Source organism: Cellulomonas sp. (assembly GCF_015234515.1).
Lineage (GTDB): Bacteria > Actinomycetota > Actinomycetes > Actinomycetales > Cellulomonadaceae > Cellulomonas.
The window spans coordinates 51,800-68,910 of sequence record NZ_JADGMY010000033.1; the positions used below are offsets into that span (position 1 = coordinate 51,800).

Below are 17,111 nucleotides of genomic sequence, written 5' to 3' on the forward strand. Positions count from 1 at the left end.
GTCGCCCCGCCGACGCTCAGGCGTACTCACCCCGGAGCGTCTCGAGGCCCGCGACGAGGTCGGCGGGATACTCGCTCGTCGCCTCGAACCACTGCCCGGTCCCCGGGTGCTCGAACCCGAGGCGCACCGCGTGCAGCCACTGCCGGGTCACGCCCAGACGCGCGGCCAGCGCCGGGTCCGCGCCGTACGTGAGGTCGCCCACGAGGCTGTGCCGCAGCGCCGCGAAGTGCACACGGATCTGGTGCGTGCGGCCCGTCTCGAGGTGCACCTCGACCAGCGAGGCGCCCGGCAGCATCTCGAGGACCTCGTAGTGCGTGATGGACGGCTTGCCGTCCGCGACGACGGCGAACTTCCAGTCCGACGACGGGTGACGCCCGATCGGCGCGTCGATCGTGCCCGTCGTCGGCGACGGGTGGCCCTGCGCGAGCGCGTGGTAGACCTTCTCGACCGTGCGCTCCTTGAACGCGCGCTTGAGGACCGTGTACGCGTGCTCGCTCTTGGCGACGACCATGAGCCCCGACGTGCCGGCGTCCAACCGGTGCACGATGCCCTGCCGCTCGGCCGCACCGGACGTCGAGATCCGGTAGCCGGTCGCGGCGAGCGCGCCGACCACCGTCGGACCGGACCACCCCGGCGACGGGTGGGCCGCGACGCCGACGGGCTTGTCGATGACGACGACGTCCTCGTCGTCGTGCACGATGCGCATGCCGGGCACCGGCTCGGGCACCACCACAGGGGTCGCCGGCGCGGACGGCGTCAGGTCGACCTCGAGGTACGCACCGGCGACGAGCCGGTCCGACTTGCCGACCGGCCTGCCGTCGACCCGCACGCAGCCCTCGGCCGCCAGCTCGGCTGCACGGGTCCGCGAGAGCCCGAGGAGGCGCGCCAGAGCGGCGTCCACGCGCTCCCCGGCCAGTCCGTCGGGCACGGGCAGGGCTCGCGTGCCGCTCACCGGGCACCGCCGGTCGCGTCGTCCGGGCCGGCAGGATCCTGGTGCCGGTCGTCTCGCGTGCCGTCGACATCCTCGTGGTGCCGGTCGTCTCGCGTGCCGTCGACATCCTCGTGGTGCCGGTCACGCGTGCCGTCGACGTGGATGCCGCGCGCGGTGAGCCACACCACGAGCACGGCCGCGACGACGATCGCGATGTCCGCGACGTTGCCGATGAAGAGCCGCCCGTACGCGAGGAAGTCGATGACGTGCCCGTGCAGCGGGCCAGGTTCGCGCACCATGCGGTCGACAAGGTTGCCCAGCGCGCCGCCGAGCAGGAGCCCGAGCGCGACGGCCCACCCTCGCGACCCCAGACGGCGTGACACCCGCACGATCACCACGACCACCGCGGTCGCCACCAGGGTGAGCGCCCACGTCATGCCGCTCGCGATGGACAGCGCCGCCCCGTCGTTGCGGATCAGCTGGAGGCCGAGGAGGTCACCGACCAACGGCGTGCGCACACGCGGTTCCAGTGCGGCCACGGCCCACACCTTCGTGAGCTGGTCGACCAGGAGCACCAGGGCCGTGAGCACCGCGAAGAGGCGCAGCAGTGCACGACGACGCCGGGGGTCGACCCCGGTCTCGGGGCCGACCCCCGGCGCATCGCCGTCCGCGGCCGACCCGTCGGCCCGCTCGTACTCGTCGGGCAGGGTCGTCTCGTCGTCCGTCGTGGGCACTGCTGGAGTCTACGGGCGGCTCAGCGTCGCTCCTCCCGCTGCTTGCAGGCCACGCACAGCATCGCGCGCGGGAACGCCTGCAGGCGCGCCTTGCCGATCGCCTGCCCGCAGGACTCGCAGGCACCGAACGTGCCCGCCGCCAGGCGGTCGAGCGCGTGCACGGTCTGGTCCAGCAGGTCGCGCGTGTTGTTGACGAGCGTGAGCTCGTGCTCACGCTCCAGCGCGGACGAGCCGGAGTCCGCCTGGTCGTCCCCGGCACCGTCGCCGGAGTTGCGCAGCAGGTCGGACAGCTCAGCACCGGCCGCGATCAGCTCGGCAGCGAGCCGTTCGCGGTCAGCGGCGAGGTCGGCGGCGACCTCGTCGATCTCGCTGCGGGTCCACGGAGCCTCGCCGTCACGTACCGGCAGAAGCCCTATCAGTGCGTCCCGCTGCTCGTCGGACCCCATCGTCAGTGTGCTCAAAGCGTCGTTCATTGTCACGGACGTTCCCCCCGTCTCGAGTCCCGCGACTTTATGCGCGTCTGCGTCCGGGCACAACAGCACGAGTCGGGCGGCGCCCGAGGGCGACACGCCGGGGCGACCAGCACGGCCGCCCGCCGGGGGCACCGGGAGCAGACCTGCGGTGCCGAGGCACGACGACGCCGCCGGGGACGGGCACGCGTCCCCGGCGGCGGAGTCGGATCAGATGCTCTGGCTCTCCGGCATCGGCTGGCCCTGGCCCGAGCGCGGCGGCAGTGCGTTGCCGCGGTTCTCCAGGTCGCCGAGGAGGTTCTCGAGGTAGCTCTTGAGCCGCGTGCGGTAGTCCCGCTCGAAGACCCGCAGCTCGTCGATCTTGCGCTCCAGCAGCGAGCGCTCCTGCTCGAGCTGCCCGAGGGTGCGCTGCGACGTCTCCTCGGCCTCGCGGACGATGCGGTTGGCGCGGGTCTTCGCCTCGTTGATGAGGCGGTCCGACTCTTCCTGCCCGCTGCGCACGTAGTCGTCGTGGAGCTTCTGCGCGAGGGCCAGCATGCCGGTGGCCGACTCGGGCTCGTTGCCGCGCACCGGCGCAGACACGGAGGCGACCGGCGGCTGGGCCATCGCGGGTACGGGTGCGGGCGCTGCCTGCACGGGGGCCGGAGCCGGCGTCGGCTCGGGGACCGGCTCGGGCTTCGGGGCGGGCGCCTGCTGCTGCGCGCCCGCACGGCTGAGCTCGGCGATGCGGCGCTCGGCAGCGGCCAGCTTCGTCTTCAGGTCCTCGTTCTCGCCCTGGACGTCCCGCAGGGTGTTGACGACCTCGTCCAGGAAGTCGTCGACCTCGTCCTGGTCGTACCCTTCCCGGAACTTCGTCGCCTGGAACTTCTTGTTCAGGACGTCGTCTGCGGTGAGCAGTGCCATCGTCGTCACCTCTGTCGGTCGTACTGGCTCTGGCCGGCAGTCAGTCCACCGACCACCTCGGGCCACGGTAGCGGAGAATCCGGGCGGTGCACGCCCCCCGGCGCTCCTGTGGAGCGTGCCGCGCCCGGTGTCCCGGGTCGCGCGCAACGGCGTGTCGTGGGGGCGCTCACACGCCTCCCAGCACGTTCAGCAGCAAGGAGCAGACCAGCGCCAGGACCAGGAAGGCCAGGTCGAGCCGGACCGACCCGAGCGTCAGCGGGGGCAGGAACCTGCGGAGCAGACGCAGCGGCGGGTCGGTCACGGAGTACGTGACCTCGGCCACCACGAGAGCGACCCCCGACGGACGCCACTCGCGCGCGAAGAACTGGACCCAGTCCAGCACGAGGCGCACGAGCAGCAGCAGGAAGAAGACGAGGACGACCAGGTACAGCAGGCTACGGATCAGGTCCACGCGTCAGCTCTGGTTGTAGAAGCCGGAGCGTGCCGCCGGTTCCGGGGAGGTCGTGGCGTCGCCGGCGAGCTCGACGTGCGCAGGCGAGAGCAGGAAGACCTTGCTCGTCACGCGCTCGATCGCGCCGTGCAGCCCGAAGATCAGGCCCGCGGAGAAGTCGACGAGGCGCTTGGCGTCCGCGTCGTCCATGTCCGTCAGGTTCATGATGACGGGCGTGCCCTCACGGAAGGCCTCGCCGATCTTGCGGGCGTCGTTGTACGACCGCGGGTGGATCGTGGTGATGCGGCGCAGGTCACCCGCTTCACGGGGTACGGGCGCCGCCTGCACGCGCGGTGTGCGGTGCAGCGGCATCACCTGCGCCTCGTAGGTGTCCTCCGGCACGGCGACCTCCGCCTCCTCGTACTCCTCGAGGTACTCCTCGTGGTCGGACCGGTCGTCGGCCAGGCCGAGGTACAGCATCGTCTTGCGCAGCGCTCCGGCCATCGCGTCGTCTCCCATCCGCCGGGCCTCCCCGACTCCTGCGGCCCGCCTGACCACTCGAGCACCGCCGGTCCGGCCGGTGCCGGTGCGGTGCGGGAGCGGTGTCGAAACGTCCCAGCGCTGGTCACGCTAGCAACGGGTGGCAGCAGCGGCCTGCCGACACGCGGGCGTGTCGCAAGCGCGTAGCGACGTCACCCGCTCGCTGCACGCGAGGTGTCGAGCAGCCGCACGACCCCGGCGAACCGACCGGTCGTCGCCACACCGTCGTGCACGGCACGCCGGTGGGAGTAGAGCGCGGCGTCGCGGTAGGTGTCACGCCCGTCCACGTGGACCGCCGACGGCGCGAGCCCGCAGCGCAGGAGGACGGCGCGCACGCCGGCAGCGAGGTCGAGCGCGGGCGTCCCGGCCGGGGTGAGGCAGGCGGCCTCGGGCACGACGGCGGCGACCTCGTCACGCATCGCCGCGGGGACCTCGTAGGACGCACCCGCGATGCACGGCCCGATCGCGGCGGCGACGCGCGACGGGTCGGCGCCGTCACGCACCATCGCCTCGACCGTGGCCTGCAGCACGCCCGCCGCCAGGCCCTGGCGCCCTGCGTGCGCCGCTGCCGCGACGCGCGCGACGGGGTCGGCGAGCAGGACGGGGACGCAGTCCGCGACGTACACCGCGACCGCGACGGCGCCCGACCGGGTCACGAGGCCGTCGGCCCGGGTCTCGTCAGCCGTCTCCTGCGGGACCCGCACCACCCGCGCACCGTGCACCTGCGTCGCGAAGACGACCGGAGCGCCCACCCGTCGTTCGAGCGCGCGCCGGTGCGCCGTCACGACGTCCGGGTCGTCACCCACACGCATCCCGAGGTTGAGACCGCGCCACGGCCCCACGGACGTCCCACCGGCACGGGACGTGAACCCGGCGAGCACACCGGGACCGAGCTCGACGACGTCGAGAGGGACGTCGTCGAGTGGCCCCGGGCGCCCGCGCACGCGTCCTACTTGAGGAAGTCGGGCACGTCGAGCTCGTCGCGGTCGCGCCGCGACTCCTCGGCCAGCACCCGCGGCACCTCGAGCGGCCCGGTGGCCGGGGCGGGCTCGCCCTGCGAGGACAGGAACGCCGGCACCTCGGGACGCGGGGCCTCCCCCGGACGACCCGCGGCGCGGCCCGTGCTCACGGGGACGAGGTCCTCGTCGGGGACGTGGACCGGGCGCGGCGTCGGCACCGACGAGGCGCTCGGCAGGGCCGTCACGGGTGCGACCGCGGGGACCTGGCGAGCGGTCGCACCGCTCACCTGGCCGAGCGCGCGCGCGTCCCGCCGGACCACCGGCCCGCCGTTGTCGAACCCGGCGGCGATGACCGTGACGCGGACCTCGTCGCCCAGCGCGTCGTCGATGACCGCGCCGAAGATGATGTTGGCCTCCGCGTGCGCGGCCTCCTGGACGAGGCGGGCCGCCTCGTTGATCTCGAACAGGCCCAGGTCGGACCCACCCTGGATCGACAGCAGGACACCGTGCGCACCGTCGATGCTGGCCTCGAGGAGCGGCGAGGAGATCGCCATCTCCGCAGCCTGGACGGCCCGGTCCTCGCCGCGTGCGAAGCCGATGCCCATCAGCGCGGACCCCGCTCCCTGCATGACCGACTTCACGTCCGCGAAGTCCAGGTTGATGAGGCCGGGGGTCGTGATCAGGTCGGTGATGCCCTGCACACCGGACAGCAGCACCTGGTCTGCGGAGTGGAAGGCGTCGAGGACCGACACCGACCGGTCCGAGATCGACAGGAGCCTGTCGTTGGGGATGACGATGAGCGTGTCGACCTCGGCGCGCAGGGCGTCGATGCCCGCGTCGGCCTGGACGGAGCGCCGGCGGCCCTCGAACGTGAAGGGGCGCGTCACGACACCGATGGTCAGGGCACCCAGCGAGCGCGCGATGCGCGCGACGACGGGCGCGCCGCCCGTGCCGGTGCCGCCGCCCTCGCCGGCGGTGACGAAGACCATGTCCGCGCCCCGCAGGACGTCCTCGATCTCCTCGGAGTGGTCCTCGGCGGCCTTCTTGCCCACCTCGGGGTCCGCGCCGGCGCCGAGGCCGCGCGTGAGCTCGCGACCGACGTCGAGCTTGACGTCGGCGTCGGACATGAGCAGGGCCTGGGCGTCGGTGTTGACGGCGATGAACTCGACACCCTTGAGGCCGACCTCGATCATGCGGTTCACGGCGTTGACGCCGCCCCCGCCGATGCCGACGACCTTGATGACCGCCAGGTAGTTCTGCGGAGCTGCCACGGTGGGTGCCTCTCGTTCGCGGGTCGCGGCGTGCCGGGCCGCTGGTGCTCGTCCCGACACGCGGGACGCGGGTCGTGCTGGTGAACCTTCACCCTCAAGTCGAGGGTTAGAGTTATGTCAGATGTCCTGTCGAGTCGTGACGCTAGGTCGCGTCCCCCGCAGGATCAACGACCGCCGCGCGCGTGTCGTCGGTTGGTCGTGACCCGACCCACCGACGGGCCGGGTCACCCGGCAGGGCGACGCTCACCGGGTGATGGGCATCCGCGGGGCCGACACGTCGAAGACGGTGGCGGCCGCGGCCTCCGGCGCCGACCGCAGGGCCGCGAGGACCGCGATCTTCAACGGTGTCTCGTCAGCGCTCCCCCAGTCGATCCGGGCCCCGCCGTCACGCAGCTGCATCGTCACGGTGTCCTGCGTGCGGGCAGCGACGGAGCCCACCTGTGCCAGCAGCTCCGCGGGCAGCTGCTCCAGCACGCTCAGCACCGCCGCCAGCGTGCGCCGGTCCCCGAGCGGGACGTCGACGACCGGGAGGCCCGCGGGGGCCACGTCCGCGCGGCCGACCTGCACGCCCTCCTCGTCCAGCAGCACGAGCCCGGCGGCCGGCGCGTCCTCCGGCACGGCCGCGACCGGCTCGCGCGACACCAGCTGGACCGCGAGCCCGTGGGGCCAGTCCCGGACCACACGCGCCTCGCGCACGCCCGGCACCTCGAGCACCCGGTCGCGCAGGCGGACCGTGTCCAGCCGCGGCAGCGGCGTACCCGCGCGCTCGGCGACCACCGCCAGCACCTGGTCGACGGCCACGACCGTGCCGGCGCCGCTGACCTCGACCTGGGCGGGGTCCAGCGCCAGGGCGGGTGAGACCAGCAGCAGCCAGCCGAGACCCCCGACGCCCACGACGCCCGCCACGGCCCCGACGACCTGACGCCGCGCCAGGTTGCGACGGGCCCTCGCGCGCTCCGCGAACCGCTCCCGCGACGTCGTCGACACGACCGCCGGGCGCACGGGGCCCGAGAACCGGCCGACGGTGTACGTCGTGACCGTGCGCGTCGGACCCGTCGCGGGCGCCGCGGCCGGCGGGGACGTGGGCGCAGCCGGTCGGCCTCCACCGGCCGCGGTGACCGGGCGGCCGTCCCGACGGTCCCCGGCTCGGCTCGGCGCCGCCGGGGCCGCGGTCTCCGTACGAGCCGCCTTCCCCGCTGGTCGTGGGACGGGCGGACGGGCAGCACGGCCGGCGGCGCCCTCCGGCGCGGGTGGCGCCTCCTCCTCCGTGGGAGCAGGGCGCCGGCCGGCCGCACGACGCGGCGGGACCGGGCGCGCGGTGGCCGACGGGCGTCCCGGGCGCGGGGCCGGTGGACGCTGCGGGCTCACGGCCGCGCACCGCCCGGGCGTTCGGAGTGGGCCGCCTCGGTACGCGGCGTGCCCGCGCCGCCCTGCGCGGCGGAGCCGAGGTCGCGCGCCGCGAGCTCCGCGAGCACCACGTCCGCGAGTTCCGTCACGTCGCCCGCTCCCACCGTCAGCAGCAGGTCACCGGGCCGCGCCAACGCGGCGACCGCGCGGGCCGCCGCCACCCGGTCCGGGACGAACACGGCCTTGCCCGCCGTGGGGACGTGGTCGGCGACGAGCGCACCCGTCACGGACGGGTCGGGGTCCTCCCGCGCCGCGTACACGTCGGTCACGACGACCGCGTCGGCGAGGTCGAACGCCTCGCCGAACTCGCGGGCGAAGGTGCGGGTCCGCGAGAACAGGTGGGGCTGGAACAGGGCGAGGACGCGACCGTCGACGACGACCTGCCGCGCGGCGCGCAGGAGCGCCGCGACCTCCGTCGGGTGGTGCGCGTAGTCGTCGACCACGCGGACGCCGCCGGCCGTCCCGCGGTCCTCGAACCGTCGTCCGGTGCCGACGAAGTCGTCGAGCCCGGCGGCGGCCTCCTCGCTGCTCACGCCGAGACGCCGCAGCGCACACCACGCCGCTGCCGCGTCCAGGGCGTTGTGGGCGCCCGCGACCTGCAGCCGGAGCGTGACCGGCGCCTCGTCGCGGGGCGTCAGGACGACCTGCCAGCGTCCGTCCGCGGTGCGTGTGCTCTCGCCCACGTGGACGTCGGCGTCCGGCGTGACGCCGTACGTGCGCACCGCCACGCCGCGCGCCGCGAGACGGTCCCGCGCCGCGTGGACGAGCCGCACCGCACCGGGGTCGTCGGCGCAGGCGACGAGCAGCCCGCCGTCACGGACCCGGTCCGCGAACCGCTCGAAGGCGGCCTCGAAGCGCTCCTGCGTGCCGTAGTGGTCCAGGTGGTCCGGCTCGACGTTGGTCACGACGGCCACCAGCGGCTCGTACGCGAGGAACGAGCCGTCGGACTCGTCGGCCTCGGCGACGAACGGCCCGTCGCCGTGCCGCCAACCCCCCAGCGTGCCGCCCGTCGCGCGCACGACGCCGCCGATCGCGAACGACGGGTCCGCCCCGGCGTGCACCAGCGCGGCCGCCACCATCCCGGACGTCGTGGTCTTGCCGTGCGCGCCGGCGACGGCGACCGCGTCGCGGTCCGCCATGAGCGCCGCCAGCGCCTCCGAGCGGTGCAGCACCGGGATGCCGCGCTCACGCGCGCGGGCCACCTCGGGGTTCGTGGCCCGCACGGCGGACGAGACGACGAGGCTGTCGACGTCCTCGACGTGACCGGCGGCGTGCCCGACCTGGACCTCGACGCCCGCGGCACGCAGGCCGACGAGCGCGGGTCCGTCGTGGGCGTCCGACCCGCTGACCCGCAGGCCGCGCGCGGCCAGCAGCGGTGCGACGGCCGACATCCCGGCGCCGCCGACACCCACGAGGTGCACGCGGCCGAGGTCGGCCAGCGCCACCGGACCGCGCTCCCCCGGATCGGCGACGGCCGGCGCGTGCGCCGTCACCGGCGGGCAGGGCGGGGCGGCCGCACGGACGTGCGGCGGCAGCTGCGCCTCGACGAGCGTCGCGACGCGCGCGGCCCCGTCGCGCACCCCGACACCGGCCGCGGCCCGACCCATCCGCGCGCGGGTCGCCGCGGCCTCGCCCGTTCCCAGCAGGGCCGGGACGTGGGCGCGCACCCAGTCCGGCGTCAGGTCGCGGTCCTCGACGAGGATCCCCCCGCCGGCGGCGACGACGCCTGCCGCGTTCAGCCGCTGCTCGCCGTTGCCGATGGGCAGCGGGACGTACACGGCGGGGATCCCGAGCGCCGCCAGCTCGCAGACCGTGCCCGCGCCCGAGCGCCCGACGACGACGTCCGCGACCGCGAGCGCGCGGTCCATGGCCGTCAGGTACTCGACGACGTGGTACCGCTCGGCACCGGGCACACCGGCGATCGCCGCGTGGACGTCGTCCGCCTTGCCGCGCCCCGTGAGGTGCAGCACCTGCGCCCCGGTGGCGAGCAGCTCGGCCGCGGCGCCCGCCACCGCACGGTTGACGCTGGCGGCGCCCAGCGACCCGCCCGTGACGAGCAGCGTCGGCAGGGTCGGGTCCAGCCCCAGCGCCCGGGCGCCCGCGAGCCGCGTGGCGGCCGGGTCCGACGCGCGTGCGACCAGCAGCTCCTGCACGGCGGTCCGCAGCGGAAGGCCTGTCACCTGGGCGTGCGGCAGCGCGGTGCCCTCGAAGGTCACGGCGACCGCAGCGGCCCACCGCGCGCCGAGCCGGTTCGCCAGCCCCGGGCGCGCGTTCTGCTCGTGCACGACCACGGGGACGCCGCGACGGCGAGCCGCCAGGTACGCCGGCGTCGCGACGTAGCCGCCGAACCCGACGACGACCTGGGCGTCGATCGCGTCGATCGCGTCCTCGGCGGCGCGCACGGCCGCGCGCAGCCGCCCCGGCAGCCGCAGCCAGTCGGGCGTGGGACGGCGCGGCAGCGGTACGCGCGGGACGACGGCCAGGTCGTAGCCGTGCTCGGGCACGAGACGCGCCTCGAGCCCCTCGGCGGTGCCCAGCACGGCGAAGCTGCCGTGCGGGTGGCGCCGGCGGAGCTCGTCGGCGACCGCGAGCAGCGGGTTGACGTGGCCCGCGGTCCCGCCGCCGGCCAGGAGCACGGAGGTCGCGTCAGCCACGGGCCCGTCCGATCACGGCGAGGGAGCGGCGCACGACCGACGCCCGTGCGGCGAGCGCCTCGGCCGCACCCGGCTCGGTGCGCGCGAAGGACAGCAGCAGCCCGAGCGCCGCCATCGTCATGATGAGCGCCGAACCACCCGCCGAGACCAGCGGCAGCGGCACGCCGATGACGGGGGCGAGCCCGATCACGACGGCGATGTTGACGATCGCCTGCCCGATGATCCACGCGAAGATCGCAGCGGTCGTGATCTTGACGAACGGGTCCGGGTGCCGGCGCATGAGGCGCACCATCGCGAAGGCGAGCAGAGCGAACAGACCCAGCACGAGCAGGGTGCCCACGAGACCGAGCTCCTCTCCCAGGATGGCGTAGATGAAGTCGTTGTGAGCGGCCGGGAGGTACGACCACTTCTCGGCGCTCTGGCCCAAACCCACGCCCGTCCAGCCTCCCGTCGCCAGGCCGTACCCGGCATGCAGGCTCTGGTAGCACTCGTTCTGCACGTCGCACTGGTCCGACAGCCAGGACATGATCCGGTTGACGCGGTTGCTGCTGAAGACCGTCAGCAGCGCGACGCCGCCGGCGGCGATCAGACCCGCGAACCCGAAGATCCGTAGCGGCACCCCCGCGACGAACATGGCGCCGGCGACGAGCAGCACCATGACCATCGCCGTGCCGAGGTCCTGGCCGAGGACGACGACGCCGATGGCGATGCCGGCGACCGGCAGCACGGGCACGAGCGAGTGCTTCCACTCGTGCAGCAGGGGCAGCTTGCGCGACAGCACGGCACCGAGCCAGATCGCCAGCGCCAGCTTGACGACCTCGGAGGGCTGGGCGGTGAAGCCGGGCAGGCAGACCCAGTTGAGGTTGCCGCCCTCGCCGCAGCCCATCGGAGTGAACACCAGGAGCTGGAACGCGACGGCACCACCGAGCGCGGGCCAGGCGAGCGCCCGCACGACCTTCAGCGACAGCCGGGACATGACCAGCAGCACGGGCAGCCCGATCAGGGCGTACCGCGCCTGGTTGAAGAAGACGGCGTAGGGCGAGTCGCCAGCGGCGAGCGACTCCACGCTCGAGCTCGACAGCACCATCACCAGCCCGATGACCAGCAGGAGGAGCGTGGCACCGAGGAGCAGGTAGTAGCTCGTGACGGCCGAGTTCCAGGTGCCCAGGACCGAGGCCTCGGGGACTGCGGGCGAGCCACCCGGAGGTGTCACCGCCCGGGTGGGCGCCGTGCGCGGCCGTGCGACCGCGGGGCTCACGGCCGACCCTCCTGCAGCCGCTCCCGACCGGCGTCGTCGGTGCCACCCAGGGCGCGCACCGCGGCCGCGAACGCGTCGCCGCGTGCGGCGTAGGACGTGAACTGGTCCATCGACGCGCACGCGGGTGCGAGCAGGACCGTCGTGGGCACCCCGGCGGGCGCGCCGGCCGCGAGCCGGCGCGCGCTGCTCACGGCGCGCGTCATCACCGGCTCAGTCTCACCGGCGTCCACCTCGATCACCGGGACGTGCGGCGCGTGTCGGGCCAGGGCCTCGCGCAGCGGCGCCCGGTCGAGCCCGATGAGCACGACGCCGCGCAGGCGGTCCTCACGGGCGCGCACCAGGTCGTCGAACTGCGCGCCCTTGGCCAGCCCGCCGGCGATCCACACCACGGAGTCGGGCTCGAACGCGGCGAGGGACGCCGCGGCCGCGTGCGCGTTCGTGGCCTTCGAGTCGTCGACGTAGGCGACGTCGTCGAGGCGGCCGACGGTGACGATGCGGTGGGCGCCGGGGGCGAACTCCCGCAGCCCGTCGCGCACGTGCGCCGGCTCGACGCCGTGCGCCAGCGCGAGCGCCGCCGCTGCGAGCGCGTTGCGCACGACGTGCGGCGGGACGACGCCGCCCGGTCCGGCGAGCTGCGCGAGGTCGGCGAGCGTGCCGAGCTCGGCCGCGTGGGTGTGCCGCAGGCGGCTGAACCCGCGGTCCACGAGCACGTCCTCGACCAGTCCGACCTGCCCGACGCCCGGCGAACCCAGCGTGAAGCCGACCGCCACGCAGCCGTCCTGGACGTCGGCCTCGCGCACCAGGTCCTCGGTCACCGGGTCCGCCGCGTCGTAGACGCAGGCGACCTGGGCGCGCTCGTAGATGCGTCCCTTGTCCGCGGCGTACGCCGCCAGGGACCCGTGCCAGTCGAGGTGGTCGGGTGCGACGTTGAGGACGGCCGCGGCCTGCGCCGCCATCGAGTGGGTGTGGTGCAGCTGGAAGCTCGACAGCTCGACGGCCAGCACGTCGAGCGCCGGGTCGACCGCGGCCAGCACGACCGGGGTGCCGACGTTGCCGACCGCGAGCGTGCGACGTCCGGCGGCCCGCAGGATCGACTCGAGCATGCCCACCGTCGTGGTCTTGCCGTTGGTGCCCGTCACCGCGAGCCAGGGCGCGGGCTCGCCGTCCCCACCGTCACGCGGGACGCGGACCTGCCACGCGAGCTCGACCTCGCTCCACACGGGGACGCCGCGGTCCCGCGCGGCCGTCAGCACCGGGTGCGCGGGCGCCAGGCCGGGGGACGTGACGACCAGGTCCGCGCCCGCCAGGCCGTCGGCGACGAGCGCCGCCGCGTCCGTGACGTCGGCGTCGGTCGCGCGCTCGTCGAACGTCACCACGCGGGCGCCGCGGTCGCGCAGGACCTGCGCGGCGGCCTGCCCGGAGATCCCGAGGCCGGTCACGAGGACGGTGCGACCGTCGAACCGTGCGTCCACCTACTGCGCCACCCATTCCCCGTAGAAGATGCCGACGCCGAGCGCCACGAAGAGGCCGGCGATGATCCAGAACCGGATGACGATGGTGACCTCGCCCCACCCCGACAGCTCGAAGTGGTGGTGCAGCGGTGCCATCTTGAAGACACGTCTGCCCGTCATCTTGAAGAAGCCGATCTGGATGACGTCCGACAGGACGATCACCACGAACAGCCCGCCGATGATCGCCCCGAGGATCTCGGTGCGCGTGAGGATGGTCAGCGCCGCGAGCGCACCGCCGAGCGCCAGCGAGCCGGTGTCCCCCATGAAGATCTTGGCGGGGCTGGCGTTCCACCACAGGAACCCGAACAGCGCTCCGGTGATCGCGGCCGCCACGACCGCGAGGTCCAGCGGGTCGCGCGTCTCGTAGCACCGCGGCCCGGCGGACAGGATCGACTGGCACGTCTGGTTGTTCTGCCAGACGCCGACCAGCACGTACGCGCCGAACACGATGAGCGACACGCCCGTCGCGAGCCCGTCCAGCCCGTCGGTCAGGTTGACCGCGTTCGACCACGCCGTGATGAGGAAGTTCGCCCACAGGACGAACAGCACCAGGCCGACCGTCACACCGGCGAACGCCAGGTCGAGGTTGGTGTCGCGGACGAAGGAGATGCGCGTCGAGGCCGGCGTGCGGAACTGCTCGTTGGGGAACTGCAGCGCGAGCACGGAGAACGTGACGCCGACGACGCCCTGCCCGACGATCTTCCACATCGGGCTCAGCCCCAGGGAGCGCTGGCGGGAGATCTTGATGAAGTCGTCGAGGAACCCCACGACGCCCAGTCCGGTCATGAGGAACAGCGCGAGCAGCGCCGACGCGCTCGGCCGCGTGCCCGTCAGCAGCAGACCCGACACCCAGCCGATGAGGGTGGCGCCGATGATGACGACCCCACCCATCGTCGGCGTCCCGCGCTTGGTGAAGTGCGCCGTCGGCCCGTCCTGCCGGATGAACTGCCCGTACTGGCGCCGGACGAGGAAGCGGATGAACAGCGGCGTGCCGAGCAGCGCCACGAGCATCGAGATGCCACCGGAGATGAGGACGGCTCTCATGCGTCACCCGCCACCAGCCGGTCACCGAGCTGCCACAGCCCGGCGCCGTAGGAGGACTTCACCAGCACGACGTCTCCCGCTCTCAGCTCGTCCGCCAGGAACGCGGCCGCTGCCTCCACGTCGTCGGCGAGGACCACCTCGTCGCCCCAGGACCCCTCGTGGTTGGCGCCGTCCCGGATCGCGCGCGCGCCCTCGCCCACGACGACCGTCAGGCCGATGTTCAGACGCACCACCAGACGACCGATCGCGTCGTGCGCGGCGCGGTGCTCGTCACCCAGCTCCAGCATCTCGCCCAGGACGGCGACGGACCGGCGTTCGCGCCCGGCGATGACCGCGAGCGCCTTGAGCGCCGCGCGCATCGAGTCCGGGTTGGCGTTGTAGGAGTCGTCGACGACCGTCACGCCGTCGGCGCGGTCCACGACGTGCATGCGGTGCGGCGAGAGCGCGTCGGCCTGCGACAGCCCTGACGCGACGTCGTCCAGGTCCAGGCCCACGGCGAGCGCCGCGGCGGCCGCCGCGAGGGCGTTGTGCACGTGGTGCTCCCCCACCAGCCGCAGCGTGACGTCCCGTGAGTGACGCTGGTCGCCCACCACGTGCACGAGCCGGAAGGACGCCCGACCGAGCGTGTCGAGCCGCACGTCCTCGACGCGCACCTCGGCGTCCGGCGCGGCGCCGAACATCACGACGGGCCCGGGTGCCTGCGCGGCCATGGCGCGCACCCGCGGGTCGTCGCCGTTGAGCACGGCGGTCCCGTCGGGCACCAGACCGGCCACGATCTCGGCCTTCGCGCGGGCGACCGCGTCGATGCCGCCCCCGAAGCCGCCCAGGTGCGCCTGCCCCACGACGAGCACGACCGCGACGTCCGGCGGTGCGATGTCGGTCAGGTAGGTCAGGTGCCCCGGGCCGCTGGCGCCCATCTCGAGCACGAGGAAGCGGGTCTGCTCGTCGGCCCGCAGCACGGTCAGCGGCAGCCCGATCTCGTTGTTGAAGGACCGCACCGGTGCGATCGTCGGACCGGCCGAGCCGCACAGCTGGGCCAGCACGTCCTTGGTGGTCGTCTTGCCGACCGAGCCCGTCACCCCGATGACCCGCAGGCCGCTGCCGCCGGGCAACGACGCCACGTCGCGCAGGCGCACCAGCACGTCACGGGCCAGGTCCCCGAGTGCGCGCTCGACGTCCGGGACGACGACGCACGGCAGCCCCGGCAGTGCTCGTGCGGCGAGCACGAGCGCGGCCCCGGCCGCGACGGCACCGGCGGCGAAGTCGTGCCCGTCGACGTGCTCACCCGGCAGCGCGACGAACAGCCCGCCGGGCAGCACCTCGCGCGAGTCGGTGACGACGGGTCCGGTGACGACGTGCTCGGGGGCGATCCCGCTCAGCACGCCCTTCGTGGCGGCCGCGATCTCGGCCGCGGTGAGGGCGATCACGCGTGCTGCTCCCGGCCCTCGGCACGGGCTGCGAGGAACACGTCACGGTCGTTGTAGCGGTGGAACACCCCGGCGATCTCCTGGGTCGGTTCGTGGCCCTTGCCCGTGACGATCACGGTGTCGTCCGGACCTGCCAGACGAAGGGCGTCGCGGATGGCCTGCGCGCGGCTGGTCGCCTCGTGCACGTCGGTCATGTCGGGGCGCACGTCGCGCACGCCCGCGAGGATGGCGGCCCGGATCGACGCGGGGTCCTCCGAGCGGGGGTTCTCGTCCGTCACGACGACGACGTCGGCCAGACGGGCGCCGATCTGCCCCATGATCGGGCGCTTGCCACGGTCGCGGTCGCCGTCGGAGCCGTAGACGAGGACGAGCCGGCCCGGTGTGATCGGCCGGACCGCCTCGAGTGCGAGCACGAGCGCGTCCGGCGTGTGCGCGTAGTCGACGATGCACAGCGGCCAGCCCTCGCCGCGCTCGACGACGCGCTCCATGCGGCCCGGGATCGAGTGCGCGGCCGCCACCGCGTCGATCGCGGCGGGCAGCGGGACGCCCGCGGCGTGCGCGAGCACGATCGCGAGGGCGGCGTTCGACACGTTCACGAGCCCGGGCAGCGGGCTGTGCGCCTCGTGCCGGGCACCACCCGGCCCGCGCAGCACGAACCGCGAGCCGACACCGTCGAGGCCGATGTCCGCCTCGACGACCGCCCAGTCCGCGCCGCCGGCCACGGGGGCCCCGACGTGCGTGCTCACGGTCTCGACGGGGATCGGCGACTCCTCGGCGAGCCGGCGACCCCACGCGTCGTCGACCACGACCACGCCGCGGCGCGCCTGCTCGGGGGCGAACAGCCGCGACTTGTCGCGGAAGTACCCCTCCATGTCGCCGTGGAAGTCGAGGTGGTCACGCTGGAGGTTGGTGAACCCGACGACGTCGAAGCGCACACCGCGCACGCGGCCCAGCGCGAGCGCGTGGGACGACACCTCGGTCGTCAGGGCACCGGCACCGCGCTCGTGGGCGACCGCCATCAGCGCCTGCAGCACGGGCGCCTCGACGGTCGTGCGCGGGCTCTCGACGGCGTCCTCGCCGATCCGCAGCTCCACCGTGCCCAGCACCGCGGTGCGGGCGTGCACGGCGCGCAGCGCGGCGTCGACGAAGTAGGTCGTGGTCGTCTTGCCGTTCGTCCCGGTCACGCCGATCGTCACGAGCCGCGACGCCGGGTCGTCCAGCGCCCAGGCCGCGACCGGCCCCGCGAGCGCACGCGGGTCGTCGGCGACGAGCACGGGCACGTCCTGCGGGACCGAGCTGACACCGTCGGCGTCCGTCAGGACGGCGACCGCACCGCGCGCGACGGCGTCGGCGGCGAACCGCGCGCCGTGCACCTTGAGCCCGGGGACGGCCACGAACAGGTCACCCGGCTCGACGTCAGCGCTCGACATCGTCACGCCCGTGAACGTCCGGTCGGCGGGGGCGGCACCACCGGTCGGGAGGTCGAACGTGGCTGCGAGGTCGTCGACCCTGCGGACCGGCGGGCGCTCGGGACGGAGCCGGCCCAGGGGGGACGTCATGGGGAGGAATCTA

The 17,111-nt window shown here is 74.4% G+C and carries 15 protein-coding genes; all 15 read right to left on the reverse strand.

What is annotated here, in order from left to right; all coding sequences use genetic code 11:
• Positions 1–16 precede the first annotated feature (16 nt).
• Positions 17–952, reverse strand: coding sequence for an RluA family pseudouridine synthase (locus IR158_RS17880; RefSeq protein WP_291815415.1), 936 nt, complete (start codon positions 950–952; stop codon positions 17–19).
• Positions 949–1,665 carry a signal peptidase II gene (gene lspA / locus IR158_RS17885; RefSeq protein ID WP_366928462.1) on the reverse strand — a complete coding sequence of 239 codons (717 nt, stop codon included), beginning with the start codon at positions 1,663–1,665 and terminating at the stop codon, positions 949–951. The genes IR158_RS17880 and lspA overlap by 4 nt, the downstream gene beginning before the upstream one ends.
• A 20-nt stretch (positions 1,666–1,685) precedes the next feature.
• The gene (locus tag IR158_RS17890; protein ID WP_291815512.1) at positions 1,686–2,111 is read right to left on the reverse strand and encodes a TraR/DksA C4-type zinc finger protein; all 426 of its coding nucleotides are present in this window, start codon (positions 2,109–2,111) and stop codon (positions 1,686–1,688) included.
• Between the two features lie 234 nt (positions 2,112–2,345).
• Positions 2,346–3,038 (reverse strand): DivIVA domain-containing protein, encoded by a 693-nt coding sequence (locus IR158_RS17895; protein WP_291815418.1) that lies wholly within the window; start codon positions 3,036–3,038, stop codon positions 2,346–2,348.
• Between the two features lie 166 nt (positions 3,039–3,204).
• Positions 3,205–3,489, reverse strand: coding sequence for a YggT family protein (locus tag IR158_RS17900; protein ID WP_291815420.1), 285 nt, complete (start codon positions 3,487–3,489; stop codon positions 3,205–3,207).
• A 3-nt stretch (positions 3,490–3,492) separates the two neighbouring features.
• The gene (locus tag IR158_RS17905; protein ID WP_291815515.1) at positions 3,493–3,972 is read right to left on the reverse strand and encodes a cell division protein SepF; all 480 of its coding nucleotides are present in this window, start codon (positions 3,970–3,972) and stop codon (positions 3,493–3,495) included.
• A gap of 188 nt (positions 3,973–4,160) precedes the next feature.
• A complete protein-coding gene (gene pgeF / locus IR158_RS17910; RefSeq protein WP_291815423.1) occupies positions 4,161–4,952 on the reverse strand; it encodes a peptidoglycan editing factor PgeF in 792 nt (263 codons plus the stop codon).
• Positions 4,953–4,957: 5 nt separating this feature from the next.
• Positions 4,958–6,238 carry a cell division protein FtsZ gene (gene ftsZ, locus IR158_RS17915; protein WP_291815425.1) on the reverse strand — a complete coding sequence of 427 codons (1,281 nt, stop codon included), beginning with the start codon at positions 6,236–6,238 and terminating at the stop codon, positions 4,958–4,960.
• A 243-nt stretch (positions 6,239–6,481) separates the two neighbouring features.
• Positions 6,482–7,225, reverse strand: a complete 744-nt coding sequence (locus IR158_RS17920; protein ID WP_291815428.1) for an FtsQ-type POTRA domain-containing protein — start codon at positions 7,223–7,225, stop codon at positions 6,482–6,484.
• Positions 7,226–7,602: 377 nt separating this feature from the next.
• A complete protein-coding gene (murC, locus tag IR158_RS19380; protein WP_366928464.1) occupies positions 7,603–10,299 on the reverse strand; it encodes a UDP-N-acetylmuramate--L-alanine ligase in 2,697 nt (898 codons plus the stop codon).
• Positions 10,292–11,512 carry a putative lipid II flippase FtsW gene (gene ftsW, locus IR158_RS17935; protein ID WP_291815520.1) on the reverse strand — a complete coding sequence of 407 codons (1,221 nt, stop codon included), beginning with the start codon at positions 11,510–11,512 and terminating at the stop codon, positions 10,292–10,294. The genes murC and ftsW overlap by 8 nt, the downstream gene beginning before the upstream one ends.
• Positions 11,513–11,553: 41 nt before the next feature.
• Positions 11,554–13,029: a UDP-N-acetylmuramoyl-L-alanine--D-glutamate ligase gene (murD, locus tag IR158_RS17940; protein ID WP_291815430.1), complete on the reverse strand. Its 1,476-nt coding sequence runs from the start codon at positions 13,027–13,029 to the stop codon at positions 11,554–11,556.
• Positions 13,030–14,112: a phospho-N-acetylmuramoyl-pentapeptide-transferase gene (gene mraY / locus IR158_RS17945; protein ID WP_291815433.1), complete on the reverse strand. Its 1,083-nt coding sequence runs from the start codon at positions 14,110–14,112 to the stop codon at positions 13,030–13,032.
• Complete coding sequence (gene murF, locus IR158_RS17950) at positions 14,109–15,539, reverse strand: UDP-N-acetylmuramoyl-tripeptide--D-alanyl-D-alanine ligase (protein ID WP_366928465.1); 1,431 nt, start codon at positions 15,537–15,539, stop codon at positions 14,109–14,111. The genes mraY and murF overlap by 4 nt, the downstream gene beginning before the upstream one ends.
• Positions 15,536–17,098: a UDP-N-acetylmuramoyl-L-alanyl-D-glutamate--2,6-diaminopimelate ligase gene (locus IR158_RS17955; RefSeq protein ID WP_291815437.1), complete on the reverse strand. Its 1,563-nt coding sequence runs from the start codon at positions 17,096–17,098 to the stop codon at positions 15,536–15,538. The genes murF and IR158_RS17955 overlap by 4 nt, the downstream gene beginning before the upstream one ends.
• Between the last annotated feature and the right edge of the window lie 13 nt (positions 17,099–17,111).

Coding starts and splice junctions, on each gene's coding strand:
- IR158_RS17905 (WP_291815515.1), bottom strand. CDS start 3,972: ATGGCCGGAGCGCTGCGCAAGACGATGCTGTACCTCGGCCTGGCCGAC.
- IR158_RS17895 (WP_291815418.1), bottom strand. CDS start 3,038: ATGGCACTGCTCACCGCAGACGACGTCCTGAACAAGAAGTTCCAGGCG.
- IR158_RS17955 (WP_291815437.1), bottom strand. CDS start 17,098: ATGACGTCCCCCCTGGGCCGGCTCCGTCCCGAGCGCCCGCCGGTCCGC.
- IR158_RS17890 (WP_291815512.1), bottom strand. CDS start 2,111: ATGGGGTCCGACGAGCAGCGGGACGCACTGATAGGGCTTCTGCCGGTA.
- mraY (WP_291815433.1), bottom strand. CDS start 14,112: ATGAGAGCCGTCCTCATCTCCGGTGGCATCTCGATGCTCGTGGCGCTG.